This is a genomic window from Streptomyces sp. NPDC037288 (assembly GCF_055603265.1).
Map to the genome: position 1 here is coordinate 145843 of NZ_JBVJVY010000004.1, position 22164 is coordinate 168006.

At 66.8% G+C, this 22164-nt stretch carries 26 protein-coding genes; 24 read left to right on the top strand and 2 right to left on the bottom strand.

Annotation, left to right across the window (positions count from 1 at the left end):
• Position 1 precedes the first annotated feature (1 nt).
• The 10 genes from ACZ7GZ_RS06535 (at position 2) to ACZ7GZ_RS06580 (ending at position 7261) form a co-directional block, all read left to right on the top strand.
• Positions 2 to 1381: a phage major capsid protein gene (locus ACZ7GZ_RS06535; protein WP_471021482.1), complete on the top strand. Its 1380-nt coding sequence runs from the start codon at positions 2 to 4 to the stop codon at positions 1379 to 1381.
• A gap of 93 nt (positions 1382 to 1474) precedes the next feature.
• Positions 1475 to 1912, top strand: coding sequence for a hypothetical protein (locus ACZ7GZ_RS06540; protein ID WP_471021483.1), 438 nt, complete (start codon positions 1475 to 1477; stop codon positions 1910 to 1912).
• Position 1913: 1 nt separating this feature from the next.
• The gene (locus tag ACZ7GZ_RS06545; RefSeq protein WP_471021484.1) at positions 1914 to 2387 is read left to right on the top strand and encodes a hypothetical protein; all 474 of its coding nucleotides are present in this window, start codon (positions 1914 to 1916) and stop codon (positions 2385 to 2387) included.
• A gap of 85 nt (positions 2388 to 2472) precedes the next feature.
• Positions 2473 to 2928: a hypothetical protein gene (locus ACZ7GZ_RS06550; protein WP_471021485.1), complete on the top strand. Its 456-nt coding sequence runs from the start codon at positions 2473 to 2475 to the stop codon at positions 2926 to 2928.
• A gap of 35 nt (positions 2929 to 2963) precedes the next feature.
• On the top strand, positions 2964 to 3830 hold the full coding sequence (locus ACZ7GZ_RS06555) for a hypothetical protein (protein WP_471021488.1): 867 nt from the start codon (positions 2964 to 2966) through the stop codon (positions 3828 to 3830).
• Entirely contained in the window at positions 3827 to 5206 is a 1380-nt protein-coding gene (locus ACZ7GZ_RS06560; RefSeq protein WP_471021489.1) for a hypothetical protein, read from the top strand. The genes ACZ7GZ_RS06555 and ACZ7GZ_RS06560 overlap by 4 nt, the downstream gene beginning before the upstream one ends.
• Positions 5207 to 5208: 2 nt before the next feature.
• Positions 5209 to 5607, top strand: a complete 399-nt coding sequence (locus tag ACZ7GZ_RS06565) for a hypothetical protein (protein ID WP_471021490.1) — start codon at positions 5209 to 5211, stop codon at positions 5605 to 5607.
• Positions 5607 to 6065 carry a hypothetical protein gene (locus tag ACZ7GZ_RS06570; RefSeq protein WP_471021492.1) on the top strand — a complete coding sequence of 153 codons (459 nt, stop codon included), beginning with the start codon at positions 5607 to 5609 and terminating at the stop codon, positions 6063 to 6065. The genes ACZ7GZ_RS06565 and ACZ7GZ_RS06570 overlap by 1 nt, the downstream gene beginning before the upstream one ends.
• Entirely contained in the window at positions 6066 to 6815 is a 750-nt protein-coding gene (locus ACZ7GZ_RS06575) for a hypothetical protein (protein WP_471021493.1), read from the top strand.
• Positions 6815 to 7261 (top strand): hypothetical protein, encoded by a 447-nt coding sequence (locus ACZ7GZ_RS06580; RefSeq protein WP_471021494.1) that lies wholly within the window; start codon positions 6815 to 6817, stop codon positions 7259 to 7261. Before ACZ7GZ_RS06575 ends, ACZ7GZ_RS06580 begins: the two co-directional genes overlap by 1 nt.
• A 2-nt stretch (positions 7262 to 7263) precedes the next feature.
• On the opposite strand, the gene ACZ7GZ_RS06585 is transcribed toward ACZ7GZ_RS06580, so the two are convergent.
• Complete coding sequence (locus tag ACZ7GZ_RS06585; RefSeq protein WP_471021496.1) at positions 7264 to 7722, bottom strand: endonuclease VII domain-containing protein; 459 nt, start codon at positions 7720 to 7722, stop codon at positions 7264 to 7266.
• A 116-nt stretch (positions 7723 to 7838) separates the two neighbouring features.
• Here ACZ7GZ_RS06585 and ACZ7GZ_RS06590 point away from each other — a divergent pair, with 116 nt between their 5' ends.
• The 13 genes from ACZ7GZ_RS06590 (at position 7839) to ACZ7GZ_RS06650 (ending at position 20357) form a co-directional block, all read left to right on the top strand.
• The gene (locus ACZ7GZ_RS06590) at positions 7839 to 8207 is read left to right on the top strand and encodes a hypothetical protein (protein WP_471021498.1); all 369 of its coding nucleotides are present in this window, start codon (positions 7839 to 7841) and stop codon (positions 8205 to 8207) included.
• Positions 8208 to 8243: 36 nt separating this feature from the next.
• Entirely contained in the window at positions 8244 to 8645 is a 402-nt protein-coding gene (locus ACZ7GZ_RS06595) for a hypothetical protein (protein ID WP_471021499.1), read from the top strand.
• Positions 8646 to 8765: 120 nt separating this feature from the next.
• A complete protein-coding gene (locus ACZ7GZ_RS06600) occupies positions 8766 to 12848 on the top strand; it encodes a phage tail tape measure protein (RefSeq protein WP_471021501.1) in 4083 nt (1360 codons plus the stop codon).
• 18 nt (positions 12849 to 12866) lie between these two features.
• Positions 12867 to 13376 carry a hypothetical protein gene (locus ACZ7GZ_RS06605; RefSeq protein WP_471021502.1) on the top strand — a complete coding sequence of 170 codons (510 nt, stop codon included), beginning with the start codon at positions 12867 to 12869 and terminating at the stop codon, positions 13374 to 13376.
• A 102-nt stretch (positions 13377 to 13478) separates the two neighbouring features.
• The gene (locus ACZ7GZ_RS06610) at positions 13479 to 15641 is read left to right on the top strand and encodes a hypothetical protein (RefSeq protein ID WP_471021504.1); all 2163 of its coding nucleotides are present in this window, start codon (positions 13479 to 13481) and stop codon (positions 15639 to 15641) included.
• Between the two features lie 3 nt (positions 15642 to 15644).
• A complete protein-coding gene (locus ACZ7GZ_RS06615; protein ID WP_471021505.1) occupies positions 15645 to 16865 on the top strand; it encodes a poly-gamma-glutamate hydrolase family protein in 1221 nt (406 codons plus the stop codon).
• An 11-nt stretch (positions 16866 to 16876) separates the two neighbouring features.
• Positions 16877 to 17431, top strand: a complete 555-nt coding sequence (locus ACZ7GZ_RS06620; protein WP_471021507.1) for a hypothetical protein — start codon at positions 16877 to 16879, stop codon at positions 17429 to 17431.
• A gap of 9 nt (positions 17432 to 17440) precedes the next feature.
• Complete coding sequence (locus ACZ7GZ_RS06625) at positions 17441 to 17638, top strand: hypothetical protein (RefSeq protein WP_471021509.1); 198 nt, start codon at positions 17441 to 17443, stop codon at positions 17636 to 17638.
• Between the two features lie 102 nt (positions 17639 to 17740).
• Entirely contained in the window at positions 17741 to 18691 is a 951-nt protein-coding gene (locus ACZ7GZ_RS06630) for a hypothetical protein (protein WP_471021510.1), read from the top strand.
• On the top strand, positions 18688 to 19575 hold the full coding sequence (locus ACZ7GZ_RS06635; RefSeq protein ID WP_471021512.1) for a glycoside hydrolase family 25 protein: 888 nt from the start codon (positions 18688 to 18690) through the stop codon (positions 19573 to 19575). Before ACZ7GZ_RS06630 ends, ACZ7GZ_RS06635 begins: the two co-directional genes overlap by 4 nt.
• Before the next feature lie 10 nt (positions 19576 to 19585).
• Positions 19586 to 19903: a hypothetical protein gene (locus ACZ7GZ_RS06640; protein ID WP_471021514.1), complete on the top strand. Its 318-nt coding sequence runs from the start codon at positions 19586 to 19588 to the stop codon at positions 19901 to 19903.
• Positions 19900 to 20154, top strand: a complete 255-nt coding sequence (locus ACZ7GZ_RS06645; protein ID WP_471021515.1) for a hypothetical protein — start codon at positions 19900 to 19902, stop codon at positions 20152 to 20154. The genes ACZ7GZ_RS06640 and ACZ7GZ_RS06645 overlap by 4 nt, the downstream gene beginning before the upstream one ends.
• Positions 20151 to 20357, top strand: coding sequence for a hypothetical protein (locus ACZ7GZ_RS06650; protein WP_471021516.1), 207 nt, complete (start codon positions 20151 to 20153; stop codon positions 20355 to 20357). Before ACZ7GZ_RS06645 ends, ACZ7GZ_RS06650 begins: the two co-directional genes overlap by 4 nt.
• Positions 20358 to 20551: 194 nt before the next feature.
• Here the strand turns inward: ACZ7GZ_RS06650 and ACZ7GZ_RS06655 are convergent, their stop codons facing one another.
• Positions 20552 to 20734: a hypothetical protein gene (locus tag ACZ7GZ_RS06655; RefSeq protein WP_471021518.1), complete on the bottom strand. Its 183-nt coding sequence runs from the start codon at positions 20732 to 20734 to the stop codon at positions 20552 to 20554.
• Positions 20735 to 20834: 100 nt separating this feature from the next.
• On the opposite strand from ACZ7GZ_RS06655, the gene ACZ7GZ_RS06660 reads away from it, so the two are divergent.
• A complete protein-coding gene (locus tag ACZ7GZ_RS06660) occupies positions 20835 to 22085 on the top strand; it encodes a helix-turn-helix domain-containing protein (RefSeq protein WP_471021519.1) in 1251 nt (416 codons plus the stop codon).
• The last annotated feature ends 79 nt before the right edge of the window (positions 22086 to 22164 follow it).

A 22164-nucleotide genomic window follows, 5' to 3' on the forward strand; every position in this document is an offset into this window, starting at 1 on the left:
TGTGGCAACTCCGACCGTTACCGTCCCGCAGAACGCCAGCGAGCTGGCGGAAATGTTCTCGGACCCCACGTTCCTGAAGAAGTTCTCCAACCAGGACGAACTGAAGGACTGGGTCACCGCCTACGGGCAGAACGCCCAGGGCGAGGGCACTGACCTGAACCGGCTCGTCGCCGAGGAGACGCAGAAGCAGCTCGCGGCGTACCTCAAGGAGAAGGACGTCGACGGCGACAACGCCGACCGAATCCAGCGCCTGAACCTGGACCCGCAGAACCGGCGTGGTGGCCGGTCGTCGATGCTGACGTCGTACGGGCAGGGCGCCGCGTACAACGCGCACGCCCCGGGCTCCGTCCTGGACGGCAAGTTCTCGACCGCGGTGGACTACCTCAAGGCGATCTGGCACCTGAACACGGGTCCCGAGGCTGCGGCGAAGGTGGCCGAGATCCGCAACGCCGCATCGTCCGTCTCCCCGGCGGATGGCGGGTTCCTGGTGCCGGAGACACTCCGCTCGCAGCTGATGGAAATCTCGCTGGAGAAGGCCGTCGTCCGGCCGCAGGCGACCGTCGTCCCGATGGACAGCGCCAGGGTGCCGTTCCCGACGATCGACGTCACCTCCAACGCGTCCTCCGTGTTCGGTGGCATGGTCGCGTACTGGGGTGAGGAGTCGGCGGCCCTGACCGACGCCAACCCGAAGTTCGGCCGCGTGGAGCTGGACGCGAAGAAGCTCACCGGCCTCAGCGTCGTCCCCAACGAGCTGCTGCAGGACTCCATCGTCTCCTTCAGCGCGCTGATCGAGCGGCTGTGGCCGATGACCCTCGCGTTCGAGGAGGACAGCAAGTTCATGACGGGCTCCGGCGTCGGGGAGCCTCTCGGGTTCCTCGGCTCCGGCAACCCCGCTGCGATCGCGGCGGCGGCGGAGTCCGGGCAGGCTGCGGCGACTCTGGTTTACGAGAACGTCGTGAACATGTACGCGCGGATGCTGCCGTCCTCGCTGAACAACGCCGTGTGGATCATCTCCCCGGACGTCATCCCCCAGCTGTTCACCATGGCCCTCTCCGTCGGCACCGGCGGCAACAGCATGTTCATCGTCAACGCCGCAGGCCCCGGCCCGGCCACCCTGTTCGGCCGTCCGATCATCGTGTCGGAGAAGGCCAACACTCTCGGCTCGCGCGGCGACATCGCGTTCGTTGACCTCTCCTACTACCTCGTAGGTGACAGGCAGTCGATGACCGCGTCCTCCAGCACGGACTGGAAGTTCGGCAACGACCAGACCGCCTTCCGCATCATCCAGCGCGTCGACGGACGGCCCTGGATCAAGTCCGCGATCACCCCCAAGAACGGCGGCAACTCCCTCAGCCCGTTCGTGGAGCTGGCCGCACGGTAACCCCCGGCCGGCCGTGGCATTCACACCCCGCGGCCGGCTTCCACCCGGGTCGGCAGTGTCGCCCCGACAGGAACCCACAGACAGGAGAACCCGATGGCGCAGAACGCGCTCGGCAGGCTGGTGAACTTCACCCCTGCCGCCGACGGCAAGTGGATCAACCTCCGGGAGGCGGGAGGCATCCTCTTCGAGTGCTACCTCTCCGGCGCGGCCGGAGACACCTACACCCTCCAGGAAGCCAAGGACTCCAGCGGCACCGGTGCGCAGAACCTCGCGGTCATCACCGAGTACTGGACGAACACCGGTGATGGCACCGACGCCTGGACACGGCGTACGCAGGCTGCGGCGGCGACTGTCGTGACGGCGGCTGCCGCTACGCAGAACGCGATGGCGGTCGAGGTCGCGGCGACGTCCCTGTCCGACACGTACAAGTACGTGAAGCTCACGTCTACGGGTGCGGGCACGGTCAACGCGAACACCCGGGATCTGATGACGCAGCGCGCTCCGGCGAACCTGCCCGCGATGGGAGCCTGACGTGACGACGATCATTCAGGGCAGCCAGCTGCGGAAGCTGCTGCTGGGTACGCAGGTTGCCAACTCCAGCGGAAAGACCGTCCCGCAGAATGCCACGTCCACGATCTTCACCGTGTCCGGTGGCCGGGTCGCCGTCACGTCGCTGGTGGGCAAGGTGACGACGGTGATCGGCGGGACTACCCCGTCCGCAAAGATCGTCGCCACCCCCACCGTGGGCTCGGCGAATGACCTGTGCACCGCCACCGCCATCACCTCCGACGAGGTCGGCACGCAGTACAGCATCCCCGGCCCGACTGGCTCCGCTCTGGGTGTGTCCGGCTCCGGATCGGGCGGCGTCACCGGGCAGACAGCGCCGGTGATCGTCGCGGCCGGGACGATCGGCGTGAACGTGTCCGCGTCAGACGCCACCGGGGCGATCCAGTGGGCGCTGACCTATGTGCCGATCGATGACGGCGCATCGGTGACGGCGGCCTGATATGGCGACCGAGGTCTGCGAGGAGTGCGGCACGCGGTGTGCTGTGGGCGTGCCGCGGTGCCCGCACTGCTCGTCTACCCGACTGGTGCCGGAGGAGCAGTTGGCGGCGTTGGTGCCGTCGCTGACCGTCTGCTGCACCAATCAGGCCTGCGCCGTGCAGGGCGTTCAGCGTCGGGTGGGGCTCGTTCAGGTCGTGCCCGGCGTGCTGGTCCTGCCGCGGCTGGTCTGTGCCAGGTGCGGCTACGAACTGTTGAAGGTCACGGAGGACATCGTGCCGAAGATCACCGTGCACGGCGGGCCGAGCAACGCCGCCGCCGAGAGTGAGGAAGGTGAGGACGTATCAGCTGGTATCAGCTCCTCGACATCCTCCGAGACGGGCAAGAACTCGCCCGAATCGACGCCCAAGAGCAGCGACAAGGGCCGATCGCCTGCCCGAACGACGGAGAGCCGCTCGAAGCGGCGCCCGACGGCGGGGTCTTCTGCCCGTTCGACGGATGGCGGCCAGGCGGCCGGTACGTCGGCGACCGCTGCTGACGCGTAGCACCAACACGCCGCGAGACCGAGGGAGGAGGAGAGATGACCGCAACCGGCTACACCAGCACCACCGGCGACGCCCGCAAGGTGTCCAAGTCGGGCGACGCCATGACCGGTGACCTGGTCCTGAATGACTCCTCCCCGGACACCACCACCTCGGCAGCGTCGAAGGGGTACGTCGACACCGGGCTCGCGACCAAGGCGTCGGCCAGCACTCAGATCATTGCTGGTGCTGGCCTCAACGGTGGTGGCACGCTCGCCGCCGACCGCACGCTCGCGGTCACGTATGGCACTACGGCCGGCACCGCGGCGCAAGGCAACGACGCGCGTCTGTCCGACGCCCGGACCCCCACGGCGCACGCGGCCACGCACGCGTCGGGCGGAACGGACCCGGTCACCCTGGCCCAGTCCCAGATCACGGGACTTCTGACCGCGCTTGCCGCGCTGCTGCCCCTCGCCGGCGGCACGATGACCGGCGACCTCACCGTCACCGGCGCCAACCTCACCGTCAAGCGCGGCGACGGCACCGGCGCGTACAGGTTGAGGGTGACTGGCGGCGGACTCGATCTGGAAATCGGTGGTCTCGACGTCATCATCTCCTCTTGGTCAGGCGCCGACTTCACAGGCACCCAACACAACCTGTTGCGCTGGGAGTCGGCCGGCCCGCACCTGATCGGACGCGTCCAGTACGGCACGACGCCTTTCGATAACGTTCACGACATCGACTCCGGCACCGGCGTTGCCTCGCTGGGGAAGAAGAACGGGCTCGGCAACATCCGTCTCTGTGGCCTCAAGGCGACCTCAGGCGCGCCCACGACGGGCACGTGGACTACTGGTGACGTCGTCCTCGACTCGGCGGGCGCCTGGCATCTGTGCTCCACGGGTGGGACCCCGGGGGTGTGGACATGACCGAAGTCATCGCAGGCCAGAGCGTCACCCTCCTCGCTCAGTTCTTCGACTTCTCCGGCGGCACGCTTACCGACCTCGACGCCACCCCGTCGATCGGCATCACCAGCGTGGCCACCGGCAGCACGGCGCTCGCTGCGACCACGACGGGCGTCACCCACCCCAGTACCGGCAGCTACGGCTACGCCTGGACACCCTCGAGCAGCCTCACGGCTGGCCTGTACCTAGCCACCTGGTCCGGCCTGAAGTCCGGCGCACCGGTGACCGCGACGGAGACCATCACCGTCACCGCGCCAGCCACCGCCGACGCCACCAACACCAGCCCCGAAGGCGTCTGGTACTGCAGTCGCGAGGACATCATGCGTGCCCTGGACGTGCAGATGACAGCCAGGAACCGGCGGCAGATCGACGCCGTCATCGAAGCCGCCTCCCGCAGCGTCGAGGGCCTGTGCCACCGCCGGTTCTACCCGGTGCAGGCGACCCGCTACTTCGACTGGCCGGCGCGCCCGGCTGGCGGGTACACGCCGTGGGTTCTCCGGCTTGATGCCTCCGAGCTGATCTCCGCGACCAGCGTCACCAGCGGCGGCATCAACATCCCCCTCGAGGACATCAACCTCGAACCCAACCGCAGCGGGCCCCCGTTCAACCGCGTTGAGATCAAGCTCAGCACGTCGGCGGCGTATGGCGGCGGCTCGACGTACCAGCGGGACGTCACGATCTCCGGCCTGTGGGGCTACCGGACCACCGAGTCCACGCTCGGCGCGACCACGGCCGCGGTGACCAGTGCGACCGCGACGACGCTCACCGTGGACGGCCCGACGTCGGCTGTCGTCGGCGTCGGCAGCATCCTCCGCGTGGACTCCGAGCAGATGATCGTCACCGAGCGGGCACAGACCAGCATCGGGCAGACCGGCACGATCACTGCAAACAAGGGCGACGTGTCCCTAACCGTTGCCAACGGCTCCGCATTCGCGGTCGACGAGGTGATCCTCCTCGACTCCGAGCGGATGCGGATCGACGACATCGCAGGGAACACCCTGACGGTCGAGCGGGCCTATGACGGCACTGTCCTCGCCGCCCACACCGCCGCCACCATCTACGCGCCCCGCTCTCTCACCGTGACCCGTGGGGCGCTCGGCACGACAGCCGACACCCACGGCGCCGCGTCCACCGTGTACCTGTGGCAGCCGCCCGGCCTGATCCGGCAGCTGGTGAAGGCTGAAGCGATATGGGCTTTGTTGCAGGAGCGGTCCGGCTGGTTCCGTCTCGCATCGTCGACCGGGAAGAGCGCCCCTGAGGTGTCCCGGACTGCCCTCGAAGCCCTCCGCGACCAGGCGTACACCGAACACGGCCGCAAGGCCCGTCACAGGGGGGTGTAGGCATGCCTGGTATCGAGTTTGACGCACGACTCGCCAAGCGCGGCCCACTCTTCGACGGCCGCACAGCTAAGGCCCTGCACACCTACCGCGACGAGATTAGCCTCCGCATCGCCGAAGAGGGCGAGAAGCTCATCAGGCAGCGCCTCCATGTGGTCCTGCAGCACCCGACGGGCTACTACGAGTCGAGGATCAGCGTCGACCGGGCCGGGGAGGGCTACCGCGTCTCTGACGGCGACGTGATCTACGGGCCGTGGCTGGAAGGCGTCGGAAGCCGCAACAGCCCCGTGACCAGGTTCCCCGGCTACGCCACCTTCCGGCGCACAAAGCCGCTCGTCGACCAGAAGGCTCGGCAGATCGCCGTGCAGCTCCTGGCCCGGTACAAGGCGATGGGGCTGATCTGATGGCCCTCGACATCACCACCATCCTCGACACCGTCCAAAGCCACGCCCTGGCCAGCGGGTACTTCGACACGGTCAACGGCCACGAACCGAAGAGCGCGCCCGGGAACGGCCTGTCGGCGGCGGTGTGGGTGGAGCAGATCGGGCCGGCACGCGGCGGCTCCAGCCTGGACCAGACCAGCGTCCGACTGGCCCTGTGCGTGCGCCTGTACACGCCGATGGTGTCCGAGCCCGAGGACGCCATCGACCCCAACCTCATGACCGCCCTCGACGCCCTGATGGCCGCCTACAGCGGCGACTTCACCCTCGGCGGCGTCGTGCGGGAGGTCGACCTCCTAGGCATCTACGGCGACCCGCTCTCCGCGCGCGCCGGCTACCTGACGACTTCCGGCGCCGAGTACCGGGTGATGACGATCACCCTTCCCCTCATCGTCAACGACCTTTGGGAGCAGGTGGCATAGGTGGCAAAGACCTCAGGTCTCGGCGACAACCTCTACATCGCCGGATTCGACGCGTCCGGCGACATCAGCGCACTCAGCAACGTCGGCGGAGGCCCAGCCGCACTCGACTTCACCGCGATCAACAAGAGCGCGATGGAACGGCAGGGCGGCGTCCGCGACGGCCGGCTGGAGTTCACGGCCTACTTCAACCACGTCGCCGCCGGCACCGGCACGCACGAGAAGCTGTCAGCGCTGCCCACTAGCGACATCATTCTCACGTACTGCCGTGGTACCAACCTCGGCGACCCCGCCGCGTGCCTGGTCTCCAAGCAGATCAACTACGACGGCAACCGCGGCACCGACGGCTCGTTCACCTTCTCCGTATCCGCGCAGGCCAACGGCTACGGCCTTGGCTGGGGACGACAACTCACCGCCGGACTACGCACGGACACAGCGGCCACGACTGGCACGTCTATCGACACCACCGCGTCGGCGAACTTCGGCGCTCAGGCGTACCTGCAGGTGACTGCCTTCACCGGCACGGACGCGACCGTGAAGATCCAAGACTCAGCGGACAACGTGACCTTCGCGGACGTCACGGGGCTCACCTTCACACAGGTCACAGCCGCCCCTACGTCGGAGCGCATCGCCACCGGATCGACCGCGACCATTCGGCAGTACCTGCGGGCGGTCACCACCACGACCGGCGGGTTCACGTCGCTGACGTTCAGCGTGGTCGTGGTGAAGAACGAGTCGGCGGTGAGCTTCTGATGACCCGGATCGAGCCGCAGATGCCGGCGGAGGCGTACAAGACGTACGCGATCGTTGCCCCTCGCTCCACGCACTGGGTGGACGCTACGTGCGCGGAGGTGGACTGCGCGCACTACCTGCAGGGCTGGCAGTCCGTCATCGACGAGGCCACCGAACTCGGGCAGAGGCAGGCGCACTACATCCGTAAGGAGTCCGGGCGCGCATTCCGGGAGCGGCGTCGTGAGGACGGCCTCACGGTCTTCTTCTTCGAAGCCGGCCAGGCGTGCTTCGACGCCCAGCGGCATCAGCGCCGACTGGACCGCCCGGAGCTGTACATCGTCCGGGACGGCGACCACCGCGGTAACCCGCGGGGTACGCCGCTGCGGCAGCACGTGAAGGCTGCGGACTGGGTCGAGGACTTTGCCGAGCACCAAGCGGCACTCGCCGACGAACACGCGAAGGGGTGAAGTCAGTGACTCTTCGCACGGTCGCGGTCGAGGTACTGGACGCACGCCTCCATGAGGTGCACGTCTTCGCCGAACAGACCGAGCGCGCGATTGCAGCTCGTACACAGCAGCCCACGGATGGCTCCCGTGGTGTGGCAGTGGTCGACGGCCAGGCGGACGGGCTTCCCCTCGCGCGCAACTCTTTCAGGACGTCCGCAGATGGCGCACACGCCGCCTTGTGTGGCGAGAAGCGCTTCGTACTGCTCGGGTGTGAGGTCGTAGCCGCGCTGGAGCTTACGTCGCCTCTGTGTGGCGGCGGCCCGCTCAGGGTTCTTTCGATACCAGTTGCGCGCTGCTTCCGCCTGGCACGCCTTGCAGCGGCTTCGGTAAAGCGGCTGCCCGTCACGCTCACCTCGCCTTCCGAAATCGGCGAGGGGCTTCATCTGGCGGCACTTCGTGCACGTCTTTGCGGCAATCGTCACCGCCGCATTCTAGTCCATCTCCTAGCCATGCCTGGCACCTCCGCGTGACTGGCAAAACAGACAGAAGGGTGTAAATCATGGCAAAGGCAAGCGGGTTGGGTTGGTCGACTCTCTCGGTGGATGACAGCAGCGGCACCGTCAAGGACATCAAGAATGACGTGACGAACTTGCAGTTCGCGACCCCGCGGGCGACGCAGGACATCACCGGCGTCGACAAGTCCGCGATCGAGCGACTCCTTCTCCTGGCCGACTTCTCGATCACCCTGAACGGCGTCTTCAACTCGGCCACCGGCAAGAGCCACGACGTGTTCAAGACCGTCCCGTCGACCTCCGTGGCCCGGACCGTGTCGCTCACCGTCAACGGTGTCTCCCTGAACAACGAAGTCCTCTTCACGGACTACCCGCTGACCCGATCCAACTCGGGTGAGCTTACGTGGGCGGTGCCTGGCGTCCTTGCGGACGGAACGGTACCTACGTGGAGCTAGTTCGTAATTCGGACAACAATTGAGAGGAGGCCCGGCATGGGCTGCAAGCGAGTTCCCAAGCACTACAAGCTCAAGTTCGCCGACGGCGACTACGCCGGCCTCGAAGTGACGATGCGGTCGGTGTCCATCGGCGAGATGCGCGCGCTGCAGGGCACCGACGGCGAGGAGTCCGGCCGGGACGGTTTCGACCGCATGGCGGAGCTGGTGGCCAGTCACATGGTGGCCTGGAACCGCGAGGACGAGGACGGCAACTCGCTGCCTCCGACGATGGAGTCCATCGAGGATGAGGAGCCGTCCCTCATCAATTTGATCATCGACCGGTGGACGGACGCGGTCGCTGGTGTGTCGGCCCCTTTGGAGCAGCCCTCGAGCTCTGGCGCACCTGTCCCGGTGGAGTCCATTCCGATGGCTCCGTTGTCACCGAGCCTCGCGAGCTGACCGACGCGAAATTCATCCTCGGCCTGTGCGACCGCTGGCACAAACTCCCCAGCGAGATCTTGGCCGAGCCTGCCGAAACCCTGCGACTGCTGACGATCGAGAGCTTGGGGGTGCAACCGGATGACCAACGTGGTTGAGATCGTCGTGATGGCGAAAGATCTCGCATCGCCCACGATGGCGCGCGTGAACGCCCAGGTCAACGGCGTCAGCAGGGGCATGGCAGCGTTCCACAAGACCGCACTCATCGCCGGTGCCGGGCTCGCAGCCATCGGCGTCGAGTCGGTGAGAATGGCGTCGAAGTTCGACTCGTCGATGCAGCTGCTGCATACGCAGGCCGGCGTGTCCCAGTCGAAGATCGCCGGGTTGAAGAAGGGCGTTCTCGACCTTGCCGGGAAGGTGGGGCAGGACCCTGACAGCCTCGCCGAGAGCCTGTTCCACGTGGAGTCGAACTTCGAGTCCATGGGCATCTCCTCGGCGAAGGCCCTGAAGCTCACCGAGACAGCAGCAAAGGGCGCCACAACCGGGCACGCGGACCTGGTCGACGTCACCAACGCCCTTACCGCCGCCGTAGCTTCGGGCATTCCTGGCGTCGAAAACATGGACAAAGCCATGGGCGTCTTGAATGCGACCGTGGGTGTTGGCGACATGAAGATGCAGGATCTCGCCTCGGCGTTCGGGTCTGGCATGGTCGCCACTGTGAAGGGCTTTGGTCTTTCCATCACCGACGTCGGAGCAGCGCTGGCAGTATTCGGTGACAACAACATCCGTGGAAGCCTCGCCGGCAATCAGCTCCGCATGTCCGTGATGGCCCTCGCTCACCCCGTCGCCACCGCTGGGGACGCGCTGCAAAGGCTGGGTCTGCAGCAGGACACCCTTAGCCAGGACATGCAGAAAGGCGGCCTGAAACTCGCCCTCGAAGACCTCGTCGGCCACATGAAAAAGGCCGGAATATCCTCCAAGGAACAAGGTGACATCATCACCCAGGCGTTCGGTCGAAAGGCCGGCGCGGGCCTGAACGTCCTTGTCAGCCAGATGGACCGGTTGGAGTCGAAGTATCCGGCTTTGGCCGCCGGTGCGAACAAGTTCGGTGATGCCTGGGCTAGTACGCAGAAGACTTTCGCGTTCCAGATGAAGGCGCTGCAGTCGAGTTTCGACGCGTTGATGATCAGCTTGGGGGAAAAGCTGATTCCGCCCTTGCAGAGCTTCGTGTCTCTGCTTCTCGCGCATAAGGGCGCGGCGACAGCTGCAGCGGCTGGCATGGCGGCACTCCTCGCCGCGACGTTCGCGGTGTCGGCGGCGATGAAGGTTGCTGCTGCCGCGACGCTCGTGTGGAACGGCGCGATGCGCGGCTTCGCCGCCATCCAGGGCGTCTTCCAGACGATTGCGCTGCGGGCGATGTACATGCGGGAGGCGTTCATCGCTGCTGGCGGTGGTGTCGCTGGTCTGAGGGCGGCGTTCGCTTCGTTGGGCGTCCTCGGTAAGGCCACGGTGATTACGGCCGGTTTGGCGGCTGTGGTTGCGGGCGTGATGGCGCTGTCGCAGGTCGGCAAGCGGGTGCCGCCCGACGTGGACCGGATGACGACCGCGCTCGGCAAGCTGGGCTCTACCGGGCAGGTGACCGGCGAGGCCTTGCGGATCTTCGGTAAGGATTTCGGGAACCTGTCCTATGACGTCGACCGGCTCGCCGGCAAGTCGGAGGGCATGGATAAGTTCAACGACGTGATGAACAAAATCTTCACGTTGGGGATGAAGAAGTCCAACTCGTTCAATATGGCTAAGGAGGATATCGACGCCCTCGACAAGTCTCTGGCGAGCCTTGTGCAGGGCGGGAAGGCCGATCTCGCCAAGGCTGCTCTTACGGACATGACGAAGGGCATGAAGCCTGGAGAGGTCAAGAAGTTCCGGGGTGAGCTCGACGATTACACCAATGCGCTGACGGGGTCGTCACTGGAACAGAAGCTTGCGGCTCAGTCGATGGGCCTTTTCGGGGATGCGGCGGTGTCGACGCAGAAGGCGCTGGATGGTGAGGCGCAGTCCGCGAAGGGCCTCGAAGAGTCCATCATGGCGCTCAACGCGGTGCACCGAGCCGCGTATGACGCGGAGACCGCGTTCTACCAGGCCATGAGCGACGCGTCGAAGGGCGCGAAGGAGAACGGGAAGACCCTCGACATCACCACGGACGCGGGCCGAAAGAACCGGTCGCTGCTGTCTAACCTGGCGGCGGCGACTGAGACCTACGTCGACAAGATGAACAAGCAGCACTTCGCTGCCGACAAGATCGACAAGGTCTACCAGCAGGGCCGGAAGAACCTCATCGCCATGGCTGAGGCGATGGGAGACACCGCGCCACAGGCGCAGAAGCTCGCGGATGAACTGCTCAGTTTCCCCGGCGCGAAGAAGCTGAAGGTACAGCTTGACGACGCGCAGGCGAAGAAGGACCTGGGCGCGTTCAACGCGGCGGTGAAGAGGACCCCGGGCGCGAAGTCGGTGACGCTGAACACGCTGTCGAGCGAGGCCGAGAAGGTGCTGGAACTTTTCGGTTACCACGTCCAGCACTTGAAGAACGGCAAGATTAAGGTCACTGCGGACACCGGGGCCGCACTCGGTGCGATCGGAGATGTGCAGGGCGCCGTCGATGCGTTGCACGGCAAATCGATCGGTATCGGTGTCTACACCACGAACTACCAACGCACGGTCGATCAAGGAACCATCCACTCGGGCCCGCAGTTGCCTGGCATGCCGGGAGCCGCGCGTGGCGGTCTGATGCCGCGCTACGCCGGCGGCGGGGACGTCCAGGTTGCCCCGAACGGGCTGGTGCGCGGGCCTGGTACGGGCACGTCGGACAGCATCATGGCCCTGTTCGAGTCCGGTGCACAGGGCATGATCTCGGACACCGAGTTTGTGGTGAACGCGCGCTCGACGCGGAAGTACCTGCCGCTGCTGGAGCTGATCAACAAGGACAAGCTGGGGCACTTCGCAAAGGGCGGCCACCTGACGAAGGCACAGAAGGCGGCGCAGGAGAAGGCGAAAGAGCAGGCGAAGGCCGAAGCTGAGGCCGGGCACGAGCTCGGCCGCGAGTTCGGGATCAGCTACTTCGGCCGGGTGGCTGGGTACAAGCGGACGCCGTTCGAGCGCGGCCTCGGTGCGCCGGAGAACCTTGACGCACTGGTGTCCGCGTTGAACGACGCCGCGGGGAAGATCAAGGCCGCCTTCCACGGCAAGACCGAGTCGAACCTGCTCAAGCACCTCGCGAGCGTCGGCAAGGCCCTGATCAACCACGAGAAGGCACTCGCCAAGATCACGGCCAGCCTGGACAAGGCAAAGGACAAGCTCAACTCGCTGAAGGACGCCGCGAGCCAACTGTCCAGCTCGGTGAAGTCGAACCTCATCAGCTCGGCGAACATCACCAAGGCGGCATCTGGGAACGACGGCGGCACGCTGACGCTGTCCGCGGTTCGGCGGCAGATGGTCGTCAGCCGGGACAAGGTCACCGCATTTGCCAGCGCGCTCAAGGCCCTCAAGGCGAAGGGATACAGCAGGAGCATCATCCAGCAGGTCGCCGAGGCTGGAGTCGACGGCGGCGGCTTGGAGACCGCGGGCGCGCTGCTGCAGGCGTCGGCGTCCGAGGTCACGACGATGAACGCCACGCAGGCGCAGATCGAGAAGGCGGCCGGTTCGGCGGGGAAGACTACGGCGGATGCCGTGTACGGGGCGCAAATCAAGAGCCAGGAAAGGTTCGTCAAGGAGCTGGAGATCCAGCAGAAGCGCCTCACCAGCGCTATGGACCGGCTGACCAAGAGCCTGGAGAAGCTCCTTTCCAAGGCGCTGAAGGGGAAGGCCACGGGCGGCATCGTCGGCATGGCTGCCGCGGGGGGCCTTCGCTCGTCGCTGACGTGGGTGGGCGAGCAGGGCCCGGAGCTGCTGGACCTGCCGGCCGGGTCGCGGGTGTGGTCGAACCCCGACAGTCGGCGGATGTGGCGGGAGGCTCAGACGCCGTGGGCGTCGATGCTCAACACTCCCCGCGGGACGTCCGCCGGGTACGCGCCAGCCGCTTCGGGGCCGGCGTCGTCGAGTCAGCCGATCGTGATCCGGCTGCAGCTCGGCAAGCACGAGTTCGAGGAGATCTGGGTCGACACGGGCCGCGAGGCGGTCCGGGCTCGCGGCTCGATTGAGGCAACGCTTCGGCCGCCGCGCGGCCGGTAAGACGAGAGAGGAACGAGAGTGCCCTATACGACCTGGAACGCGGCGGCGCCCACTACGGCAGCGCTGGCGTCCGTCACGACTGGCACCAGCATCAAGACGATGCTGCAACTGGCCACCCCCAGCACGCGCATGATCCAGATCCTGGAGTGGGGGTTCTCCCTGGACGACCCGCCGGGCGCGGACGGTGTCATCGAGCTGCTGCAGACCGACGTCGCCGCAACGGTGACGGCTCACGTGGCGTCGGGTGTCATCAACCTGGACCCCAACGGGACGGCCAGCCTGCTCACGCTGGGTACCAGCGCGACTGGCTATACGGCGTCGGCGGAGGGCACGATTACGGCGACGCGCCCGTTCGACGCGGTGTCGCTCAGCTCGGTGTCCGGCGAGTCCGGACTCTCATACGTCCGCACGTTCATGCCGGACGACCGACCCATCGTCGCCGTCAGTAAGTTTTTGCGGGTCCGCGCGACGACCCCCACCACGGCGAGCGACATGCGCTGCTTCGTCACGTTCCAGGAAGTGGGCTGATAGGTGGCCGGGCTCGTCCCTCAGATAGCTAGGTGGCGTCGCCGCCTGGCGCTGCGGCCTGCGCCGGCGCGCGGATCGGGGGAGGCGTCCACCGGCGACCCGGTGACTGTCGAACTGCTCGTCAGCGGCGTCTGGACGGACATCACCGGGTACACGCTGGTCCGGGACGAAAGCGGCCAGATAGCCATCACCAGCGGCATTCGTGACGAGGGCTCGCAGACCGAGGCTGGCACGTGCTCTCTGGAGCTCGACAACCGTGACGGACGTTTCTCCCCGCGGAACCCGTCCGGCCCGTACTACGGGCTGATCGGCAGAAACACTCCGGTCCGTGTCAGCGTCCCGGACGGCCTCGGCGGCAAGAGCTACCGGCTATGGGGCGAGGCCTACGGGTGGGCGCCGAACTGGGACACCAGCGGCAGCAGCGTGTGGACGGACGTGTCCGCGTCGGGCGTCCTCCGCCGCCTCGCACAGGCGCCAGCGCCGGAACGTAGTGTCATCTACGACGCGATCACCGATCCAGCGCCGTCGGGGCTGGTGGCGTACTGGCCGTGCGAGGACGCCACAGGGGCTACGACACTTGCGTCGGCGCTGACCAACGGGTCGGCGATGACCTGGAGCGGCGTGCCTACGCTCGCCTCGTACAGCGGCTTCACGGCCTCCGACCCGCTGCCCGACATCAGTAACGCAAAGCTGTCAGGCGGTGTCCCCCGGTACGACGACCCGACCGCGACGCAGGTCCGCTGTCTTGCGTACATCCCGGCGTCTGGCTTGTCGGACGGCAAGGTGCTGTGCGCCATAGACCAGGTCGATTACAGTGCCGGATCAGCACAGTTCTGGGAGTTGTACTACAGCACGACCGTCGCGTCGAACTCGTTCGTATTGCGGTCCTGCGACTCCGATGGGAATCTCCTCGGTGCCGAGCTGGTGCACACGCTGGACGTCCGCGGGCGGCTCCTGTACGTCAGCATCGAGTTCCAGGAATCCGGTGCGAATATCAGCCGGCAGATCCAACTCAAGGACGTCAGCACCGGCCGTGTCTACGCCGTCAGCGACACGGAGAACGTGACCCAACTGACCCGCGTCACCAAGATCCAGTTCGGGCCGGCAACGCGATCCGCCGTTAGCCCGTCTGGAGGCACCGAGTTCCTTCCGGGTGTTGCCATCGGTCACGTGACAGTGGAGAACGCCATCACGGCGATCGACGCTCTCGGTGTCCGCCTCAACCCGACGGGCGAGACCGCGGGGCGCCGGATTCAGCGGCTGTGCGGGGAGCAGGGCATCGCGTTCGAGTGGGTCGGCAACCTCGACGACACGACCGCGATGGGCGCGCAGGGCAAGAGCAACCTGTTGACGTTGGCGCAGGAGTGCGCCCTGGCGGACGGTGGCCTGCTGTACGAGCTGCGGTCGGGGCTCGGTCTCGGCTACCGCTGCCGCACGTCCCTGTACAACCAAGACGCGGTGCTCACCCTGGACTACTCGGGGGCGCAGCTGGCTCAGATCCCTGTCCCGGTCGAGGACGACCGCTTCACCCAGAACAAGGTCACCGTGACCGTGAATGGCGTCAGCGCCAGCTACGAGGAGACCAGCGGGCACCTCGGGACCGCGCTGCCGCCGGCCGGGGTGGGCGTGTATGGGCAAGAGGCCACGCTCAACCTGGTGTCCACGGATGCGGCGACGCTGCGGGATCAGGCGGCGTGGCGGGTGCACTTGGGGACGGTGGATGAGGCCCGCTACCCAACGATTGCGGTGAACCTGGCGCACCCGTCGATCACGCCGGATATGCGGCGGGCGATCCTCGGGATGCGGATCGGTGACCGTATCCAGATCACCAACCCGCCCGCGTGGCTGCCGCCGGACGTGATTGACCAGCTCGTCATCGGTACATCGGAGACGATCACCCACTTCGAGCACCGGCTCACCTTCAACTGCCAGCCAGCGAGCCCGTACACGGTCGGGATCCTCGACAGTGACGCTACGCGCTTCGACACGGACGGCTCCCAGCTGTACGCGGACGCGGGGTCCGCGGATACGACACTCAAGGTGGGCCCCTCGCCTGGCCAGACAGGCCTGTGGACGACCGACCCTGATGAGTTCCCGTTCGACATCCGTGTCGGCGGAGAGGTGATGACGGTCGAGAGCATCACTGGCGGCGTGGCTGACGCCTTCAACCGGAACGTCACCAGCGGCTGGGGGTCGGCGGACACGGGCGAGACGTGGACGACGACGGGCGGCTCGGCTTCCGATTTCAGCGTAGTGGGGGTGTAGCCAATGGCCGATACATACGCCAACTACGCAGACTTGGCCTCGCATGAGGTTGAGGGCGTCGACTACGAGCGGCGCAGCGTTCCGACGGCCGGCGCAACCTGGTGCGCAATAGCCATCCACGGTGGCGGCATCGAACCCGGCTCCGGCGAGGCCGCACGCGCGGTCGGCGCCAGCCTGATGAACCACTACGAGTTCGCCGGCATCAAGAGCAGCAACAACTCGACTCTGCACATCACGAGCACGAACTTCGACGAGCCGAACTGCGTCGCGATCGTCACGGCCGCCAAACGCTGCATCTCTTTCCACGGCTACGTGGGGGCGCCCGGGGTGGCGGAGACGTCGCTGGGTGGCCTGGACACGGCAACCGGCACCCGGGTTGCGAACGCCCTGCGATCCGCCGGCTTTAGAGTCGTCGCGGCGTCGCAGGAGCTGAACGGAAACGACACGGCGAACATCGCCAACAAGACGACCATCTCGGCTGGCGTGCAGCTGGAGATGAGCAACGCCCTCCGCGCGAGCTTCTTCCCTAACGGCGACCTCAGCCGGGCCATGCGCGACTCTGGGCAGCGCACGGACACTTTCAACGCCTACGTCTCCGCGGTCAGGAGCGCGTTCGACGGGCAGGGCCGGATGGCCTGCGGCAGCGTCAACGTGTCCCGGTGGGCGACGGTGCCGTGGTCGTCGGCCGACCTGGACATCAAGGCCCGGATGACGACCGATGTCCTCGCTACCGGTGGAAGCCACTACCTGCATCTCGCGGGCCGCTTCATCGACACCAGCAACAACTACCTCGCCCGGCTCGCGTTCAACACGGACCAGACGGTCACGTTGACACTGCGCTCCCGTATCGGCGGGACGGAGACGCAGCTCGCGACGGCCGCCGACACCAGCGCCTTGACGCACGCTGCGGGACGGTACTTCTGGCTGCGGTTCCAAATCGCGGGAACCACGCTGCAGGCAAAATCCTGGCAGGACGGCGGGTACGAACCGCCGTGGATGGTCACCGTCACGGACAACAACCTGCGGTCCGTGGGGCAGGTCGGCATCCGCTCGATCCTGTCGTCAGCAAACACCAACACCCTGCCCGTCACCGCGTCTTACGACGACTTCCAGCAGGTCACCCCGCAGACTTTCCAGGTGATCCGCTCCGTGAACGGCGTCATCAAAGCCCACTCGGCAGGCGACGACGTCCGCCTCGCCAATCCGACCATCCTGGCCCTGTAGGAGGCACCACCATGGCTGAGGCGTACCCGACACTGCTCGCCGGGCAGCGGCTCACCGCGTCGCTGCTCCGGTCGATGCAAGTCCAGTCGCTCCGTAAGACCGCGGACACGAGTCGGTCGGCGACGACGACACCAGCCGCGGATCCGCATTTGCAGATGGATGTGGTAGCGGGCGGCGTGTACACGCTGTGGGGCTGGCTTAAGTACGACGCGCTGGCGGCGGCCGACATCGTGGTCGGTTTCAGTTTTCCCACGGGCACGCTGGGCGAGTGGACCGGGACTGGCGCCGGTATCACGGTGACGTCGGCGACGGCGGGTGGCGGCACGCAGCAGGATGCGTCCAGTACGTGGGGTTACACCGTGCGTCTTGAGACGACCGACGTCGTCAATACCAGGAACTTCGGTGCTTTGGGGGTCGGGACGACGCTGACCGCCCTGATCAACGGCACCTTCCGGATCGGGGCGACCGCTGGAACGTTGGCGTTGACGTGGGCGCAGGGTGCGTCGAACGCAACGGCGTCGACCTTGTACACGGATTCCTGGATCAATGTTCTTCGGGTTGCGTGAGGGAGTGTCATGGCAAGCTATGTGATCACCGCGAAGAACAGCAACGCGGAGTCTTTGGTGTCGGTGCAGATCAGCGCAATCAGTCAGGACCAGCAGGTCGTCGCTGAGCTGGACGTCGTGAACTCGGTACGCACGCTGCTGTCCGGGGTGACCGGTGCCGTGTCGGTGACGGCGCAGAAGTACGAGCAGGTCATCACCGCCGTCTAGGTCCTCTCCGTCTTCCGAGGGAGCGGATAGACAAGCCGCTTACGATTTCAACTAGACGGCCCGTCTCGTCTCGTAGCTCGGCACCTGCCGTGAAGGGATCCCATGAGCACTCGCAAGTACGGCCGCCGGGCACCGAGTCGACGGCGTGCCATCCCCTTCTCCCGCGTCTTCACCGGCAAGGTCCCCGCGCACCCAGCGGCAGCCGACTACCTCGCACGCCTGAACGGCGGCTGGCAGATGCTCGGCAACGACATAGCCGGGGACTGCGTGGCCGTAACGTGGGCCAACTTCCGGCGCCTCGTTACCGCCATCGCAGGCGCCGAACGCTACCCGGACCAGGACGCCGTATGGGCGGTCTACCGGACGCAGAACCCCGGCTTCGACCCCAACGGCACGGACGACACGAACGGACCGGGCTCCGTCCACGACCAGGGCATGGACATTCAGACCCTGCTCGAATACCTCGTCAAGCACGGCGGCCCCGACGGCGTGAAGGCCCTCGGCTTCGCGAAGGTCGACCCCACCAACGTGGACGAGGTCAAGGCCGCCATCGCCATCTTCGGCGCCCTGTGGACGGGCATCGTCGTCCAGGACGCCAACGAGCAGGAGTTCGCCGAGGGCAAGCCGTGGGACTACCACCGCAGTTCTCCGGACGCCGGTGGCCACTCCGTTCTCACCGGCGGCTACGGCGCTCCGGGCGAGGGCCCTCTCGGGGGCGATGAGCGGATGGAGACGTGGGGCGAGGAGACCTCGTTCACGGACCGGTACTGGAACCGGAAGGTCGAGGAGTGCTGGGTCGTGATTTGGCCCGAGCACCTCACGCACCCGGACTTCCTGGAGGGCGTCGACCTTACGGCGTTCGCCGCCGCGTACACGGCCATCACCGGCCGCCCGTTCCCCGTCGTCGTCCCGCCGCAGCCGGCCCCGGTGCCGACCCCTCCTCCGTCGCCCACTCCTTCTCCGGTTCCTGCGGTGGATCCTCGACTGGTTCAGGTCGTGGCGCTGATGGATGAGTGGGCGCACGACAACAACGTGCAGGTGAACGCGTCATGATCCACGGGATCGACGTCTCCGCGTACCAGTCGGCGAACTACGACACGACCGGTCTGGACTTCGTGTTCACGAAGATCACCGAGGGCCTCGGCTACGTCAACCCGCGGTGGGCGGCTCAGCGTGACCACGCCAAGAGCCAGGGACTCGTGTGGGGCGCCTACCACTATCCGCATATGGCCAACGACCCAAAGGCGGAAGCCGACTACTTCCTGAGCCAGGTGAAGTGGGCTGCCGGCGATCTGATCGTCCTGGATTGGGAGGGCTACGACGCCGCCAACCAGAACGTGCCGAAGGCGCGACAGATCGCCTACCGCGACGCCTGGCTGAAGTACGTGAAGGGCAAGATGCCGTCCCACCGGGTCGGCATGTACTGCAACACCGACTACTGGCGCAACGTCGACCAGACGTCGAACTGCGGTGACTTCCTGTGGATCGCCACCGGCGGCGCTGCCGCTGGCCAGCCCGGCATCGCCTTCCCATGGACGTTCCACCAGTACAGCACGGCGAACAACGTGGACCACGACGTCGCCAACTTCCCCAACCGTGCCGCGCTCGCCGCCTGGGCGGCCGACAGTCCTCAGGAGGACGACATGCCTACTGCCGATGAGATCGCTACGGCGGTGCTGAAGAAGGACGGCGTGATCGTCGTCCCTGGGGCGCCGGCGACGAATCCGACGTGGACTCTGTCGAGCGTGCAGACGGAGATTCTGAAGCGGCTCGACATGGTGCGCGCCTCGGAGGCTGCGCAGACGGCGGCGATTGCGAAGCTCGCCAGCCTGATCGGCTCTGGCGTGGACACGGCCACCGTGGTGGCGGCCGTGAAGGAGGCCATCGCGGACGCGGTGGTGAAGGTGTCGGTCGACGTGACCGGACCGCAGAGCTAAGGAGCTTGTCATGACTGTTTCCCTCGACGCCGCGTACTGGATCGGCCTCGTCATCTCTGTCGTCCTGCCGGTCCTCGTCCGGCTCGTCACGACGCATGTCACCAGCGACGGCGTGAAGGCCGTGCTGCTGCTGGCTCTGTCCACCGTCAACGGGTTCCTCGTCGAGTACGCCGGCCCGCACCACGACGGGTACAGCGTGGCCACGGCCGCGGTACTGGCCGCGGTCAGCTTCGGGACCGGTGTGCTGGCGCACTTCGGGCTGTGGGAGCCGACCGGCGTGGCCGACAAGGCTCAGGACTCCCTGGTTACCGCGCGGGCGGGTGCGTGACGGCGCCGGGCGAGACGAGCGTAGCTCTGGAACTCGCAGAGATCCGCAGGTCCGTCGAGGTCGGTTTCACCGAGCAGCGTGGGCAGTTGGCGCTGCTGGTGCAGCGCGGCGACCAGACGGACAAGGCCATCGAGGACCATGAGCGGCGACTCGATGCGCTGGAACGAAACCGGTGGCCGCTGCCGTCACTTGCCGCGGTGTGTGGCGTTGGGGCGCTGGCGATCACGGTGTGGCAGGCGGCGGGTCGGTGAACGCGGGGGATGCGGTGTGGGGCGGTCTGATCCTGGCGGGTGCCGGTTTCGAGACGTACGCGCTGCGCACGGCCCGGCAGGAGCACACGTTCAGTGCGTCGACCCGTCGGTGGTTCCGCGTCCACACGAAGGCGGGCGCCGTCTGCTTCGCCGTGGCGTGGACCGGATTCGGCGTCTGGTACCTCGACCACATCCTCCGCTGACCGCGCAGGCGCTACCATCGCAGTACGGCAGGACGCGCACGCCGATCCTTCGGGAGAAGGCCCTCGGGGCCCGCGTACAAAGACGGGAGCGCCGCCGGCAGACAAGGGCTGTTGTCCAGAGCTGGCGCCGGTACCGGTTCGACTCCGGAACGGCGGCGTCGCCTGACCACCCCGCCCCTTGTGGGCGGGGTTTTTCACGCCGCCGCCGTGACGTCCCCGCGCTCGACCCGCGCCAGCTCGGCGCACAGCCGCTCGTACTCCGCCCGCTGCTCCCGCGACAACGGCACCTGCGGATGCGACCACAACGCACGGATGCGCTCGTTCAGCTCGGCAGCAGACCGCACCGGACCAGGGCTGGTCACAAGATCGGGGGACATGGATCAAGAGTACGCCGACCAAGCGCTGCAAGGGCTGACATGAGAAAGGCCCCGCCCCATACCCTGACAGTGACGAGCTGCTCAGAGAAGGGGCGAGACCATGCCATCTGATGCTACCCCCGACCCATACGCCGACCCACTGCGCTTCGGCCAGCGGGTGCAGATTCTCCGCGAGCGCCGCGGCATGACCCGCATGCAACTTGCCGACCTGATCGGCGTGTCACCGCACACTCTCAAGAAGATCGAGAACGGGCAGCAGCAAGCACCCGGTCTCGAGATGGTGATGCGGATCGCTGAAGCCCTCCGGGTCCGGGACCTCGCCGACCTGACAGGCCAGCCCGACATGCACGTCGACCTCTTCATCGGACCCGGCCACCCCCGCCTCGCCGCGGTGAAGGCCGCCATCGACAGCTTCCCGCTGTCCTCAAGCGTCGAGCCGCCACCAGTGGCGCACCTCGAGGCCCGGCTGCACGCCGCGTGGAAGGCCCGGCACCAGGCGCCGAATCACCGAGAGGTCATCGGCCGGCTGCTGCCGGATCTCATCCGGGACGCACAGGCCCTGGTGCGGCACGCGGACTCGAGCGGCGAGCGGCGAGCGGCGCAGGCCCTTCTTGCACAGACGTACTCGCTGTCGCAGTTCTTCATCGCCTACCAGCCGGACTCGAGCCTGCTATGGCGCGTAGCTGAGCGCGGAATGATCGCCGCGCAAGAGTCGGAGGACCCGCACACGATCGGCGTCGCTGCGTGGCTCCTGGCCCAAGCTCACCGGGACAGCGGTCCCCGCCACTTCGATGCTGCTGACGCAGTGAACCTTGAGGCCGTCCGCTTCCTCGAGCCGCTGCTACCTGACAGCACGGACGACGTTCTCGCCATCGCCGGGGCGCTCGAGTTCGAACTCGGCTACACCGCAGCCCGACGCCGAGACACCGGGACGGCGTGGCGGCACTGGGACAAGGCCAACGACATGGCCGCCCGTCTGCCCGCCGACTACTACCACCCGGTCACGTCCTTTTCTCAGGCCATCATGGGGGCCCACGCCGTCACCGTAGCCGTGGAACTTCATCAGGGCGGCGAGTCCGTGCGGCAGGCTGCTCGAGCGGACGAGGTCACCATCCCCTCGAGGCCGCGCCGCGCACGGCACCGGATCGAGGAGGCCCGCGGCTACCAGCTGGACGGGCAGCCAGACGTCGCCATCGCCACACTCGAGAAGGCACACCGCGCGGCACCTGAGACAGTCAAGTACAACGGGTACGCGCGTCGCATCATCCTCGAGGAAGTCGAGTCGAAGCAGGCCGCCCGTCGGCGTCGTGCGTCGGAACTCGCGGGTGAGGTGGGCATCTTGGCGGCGTGAAGGGGGACCGGATTCCGGTCCTCGGTCCTGTAACCGGGCCTCTACGGTCAGTTGTGTGAGACGGAACACGCTGATCGTG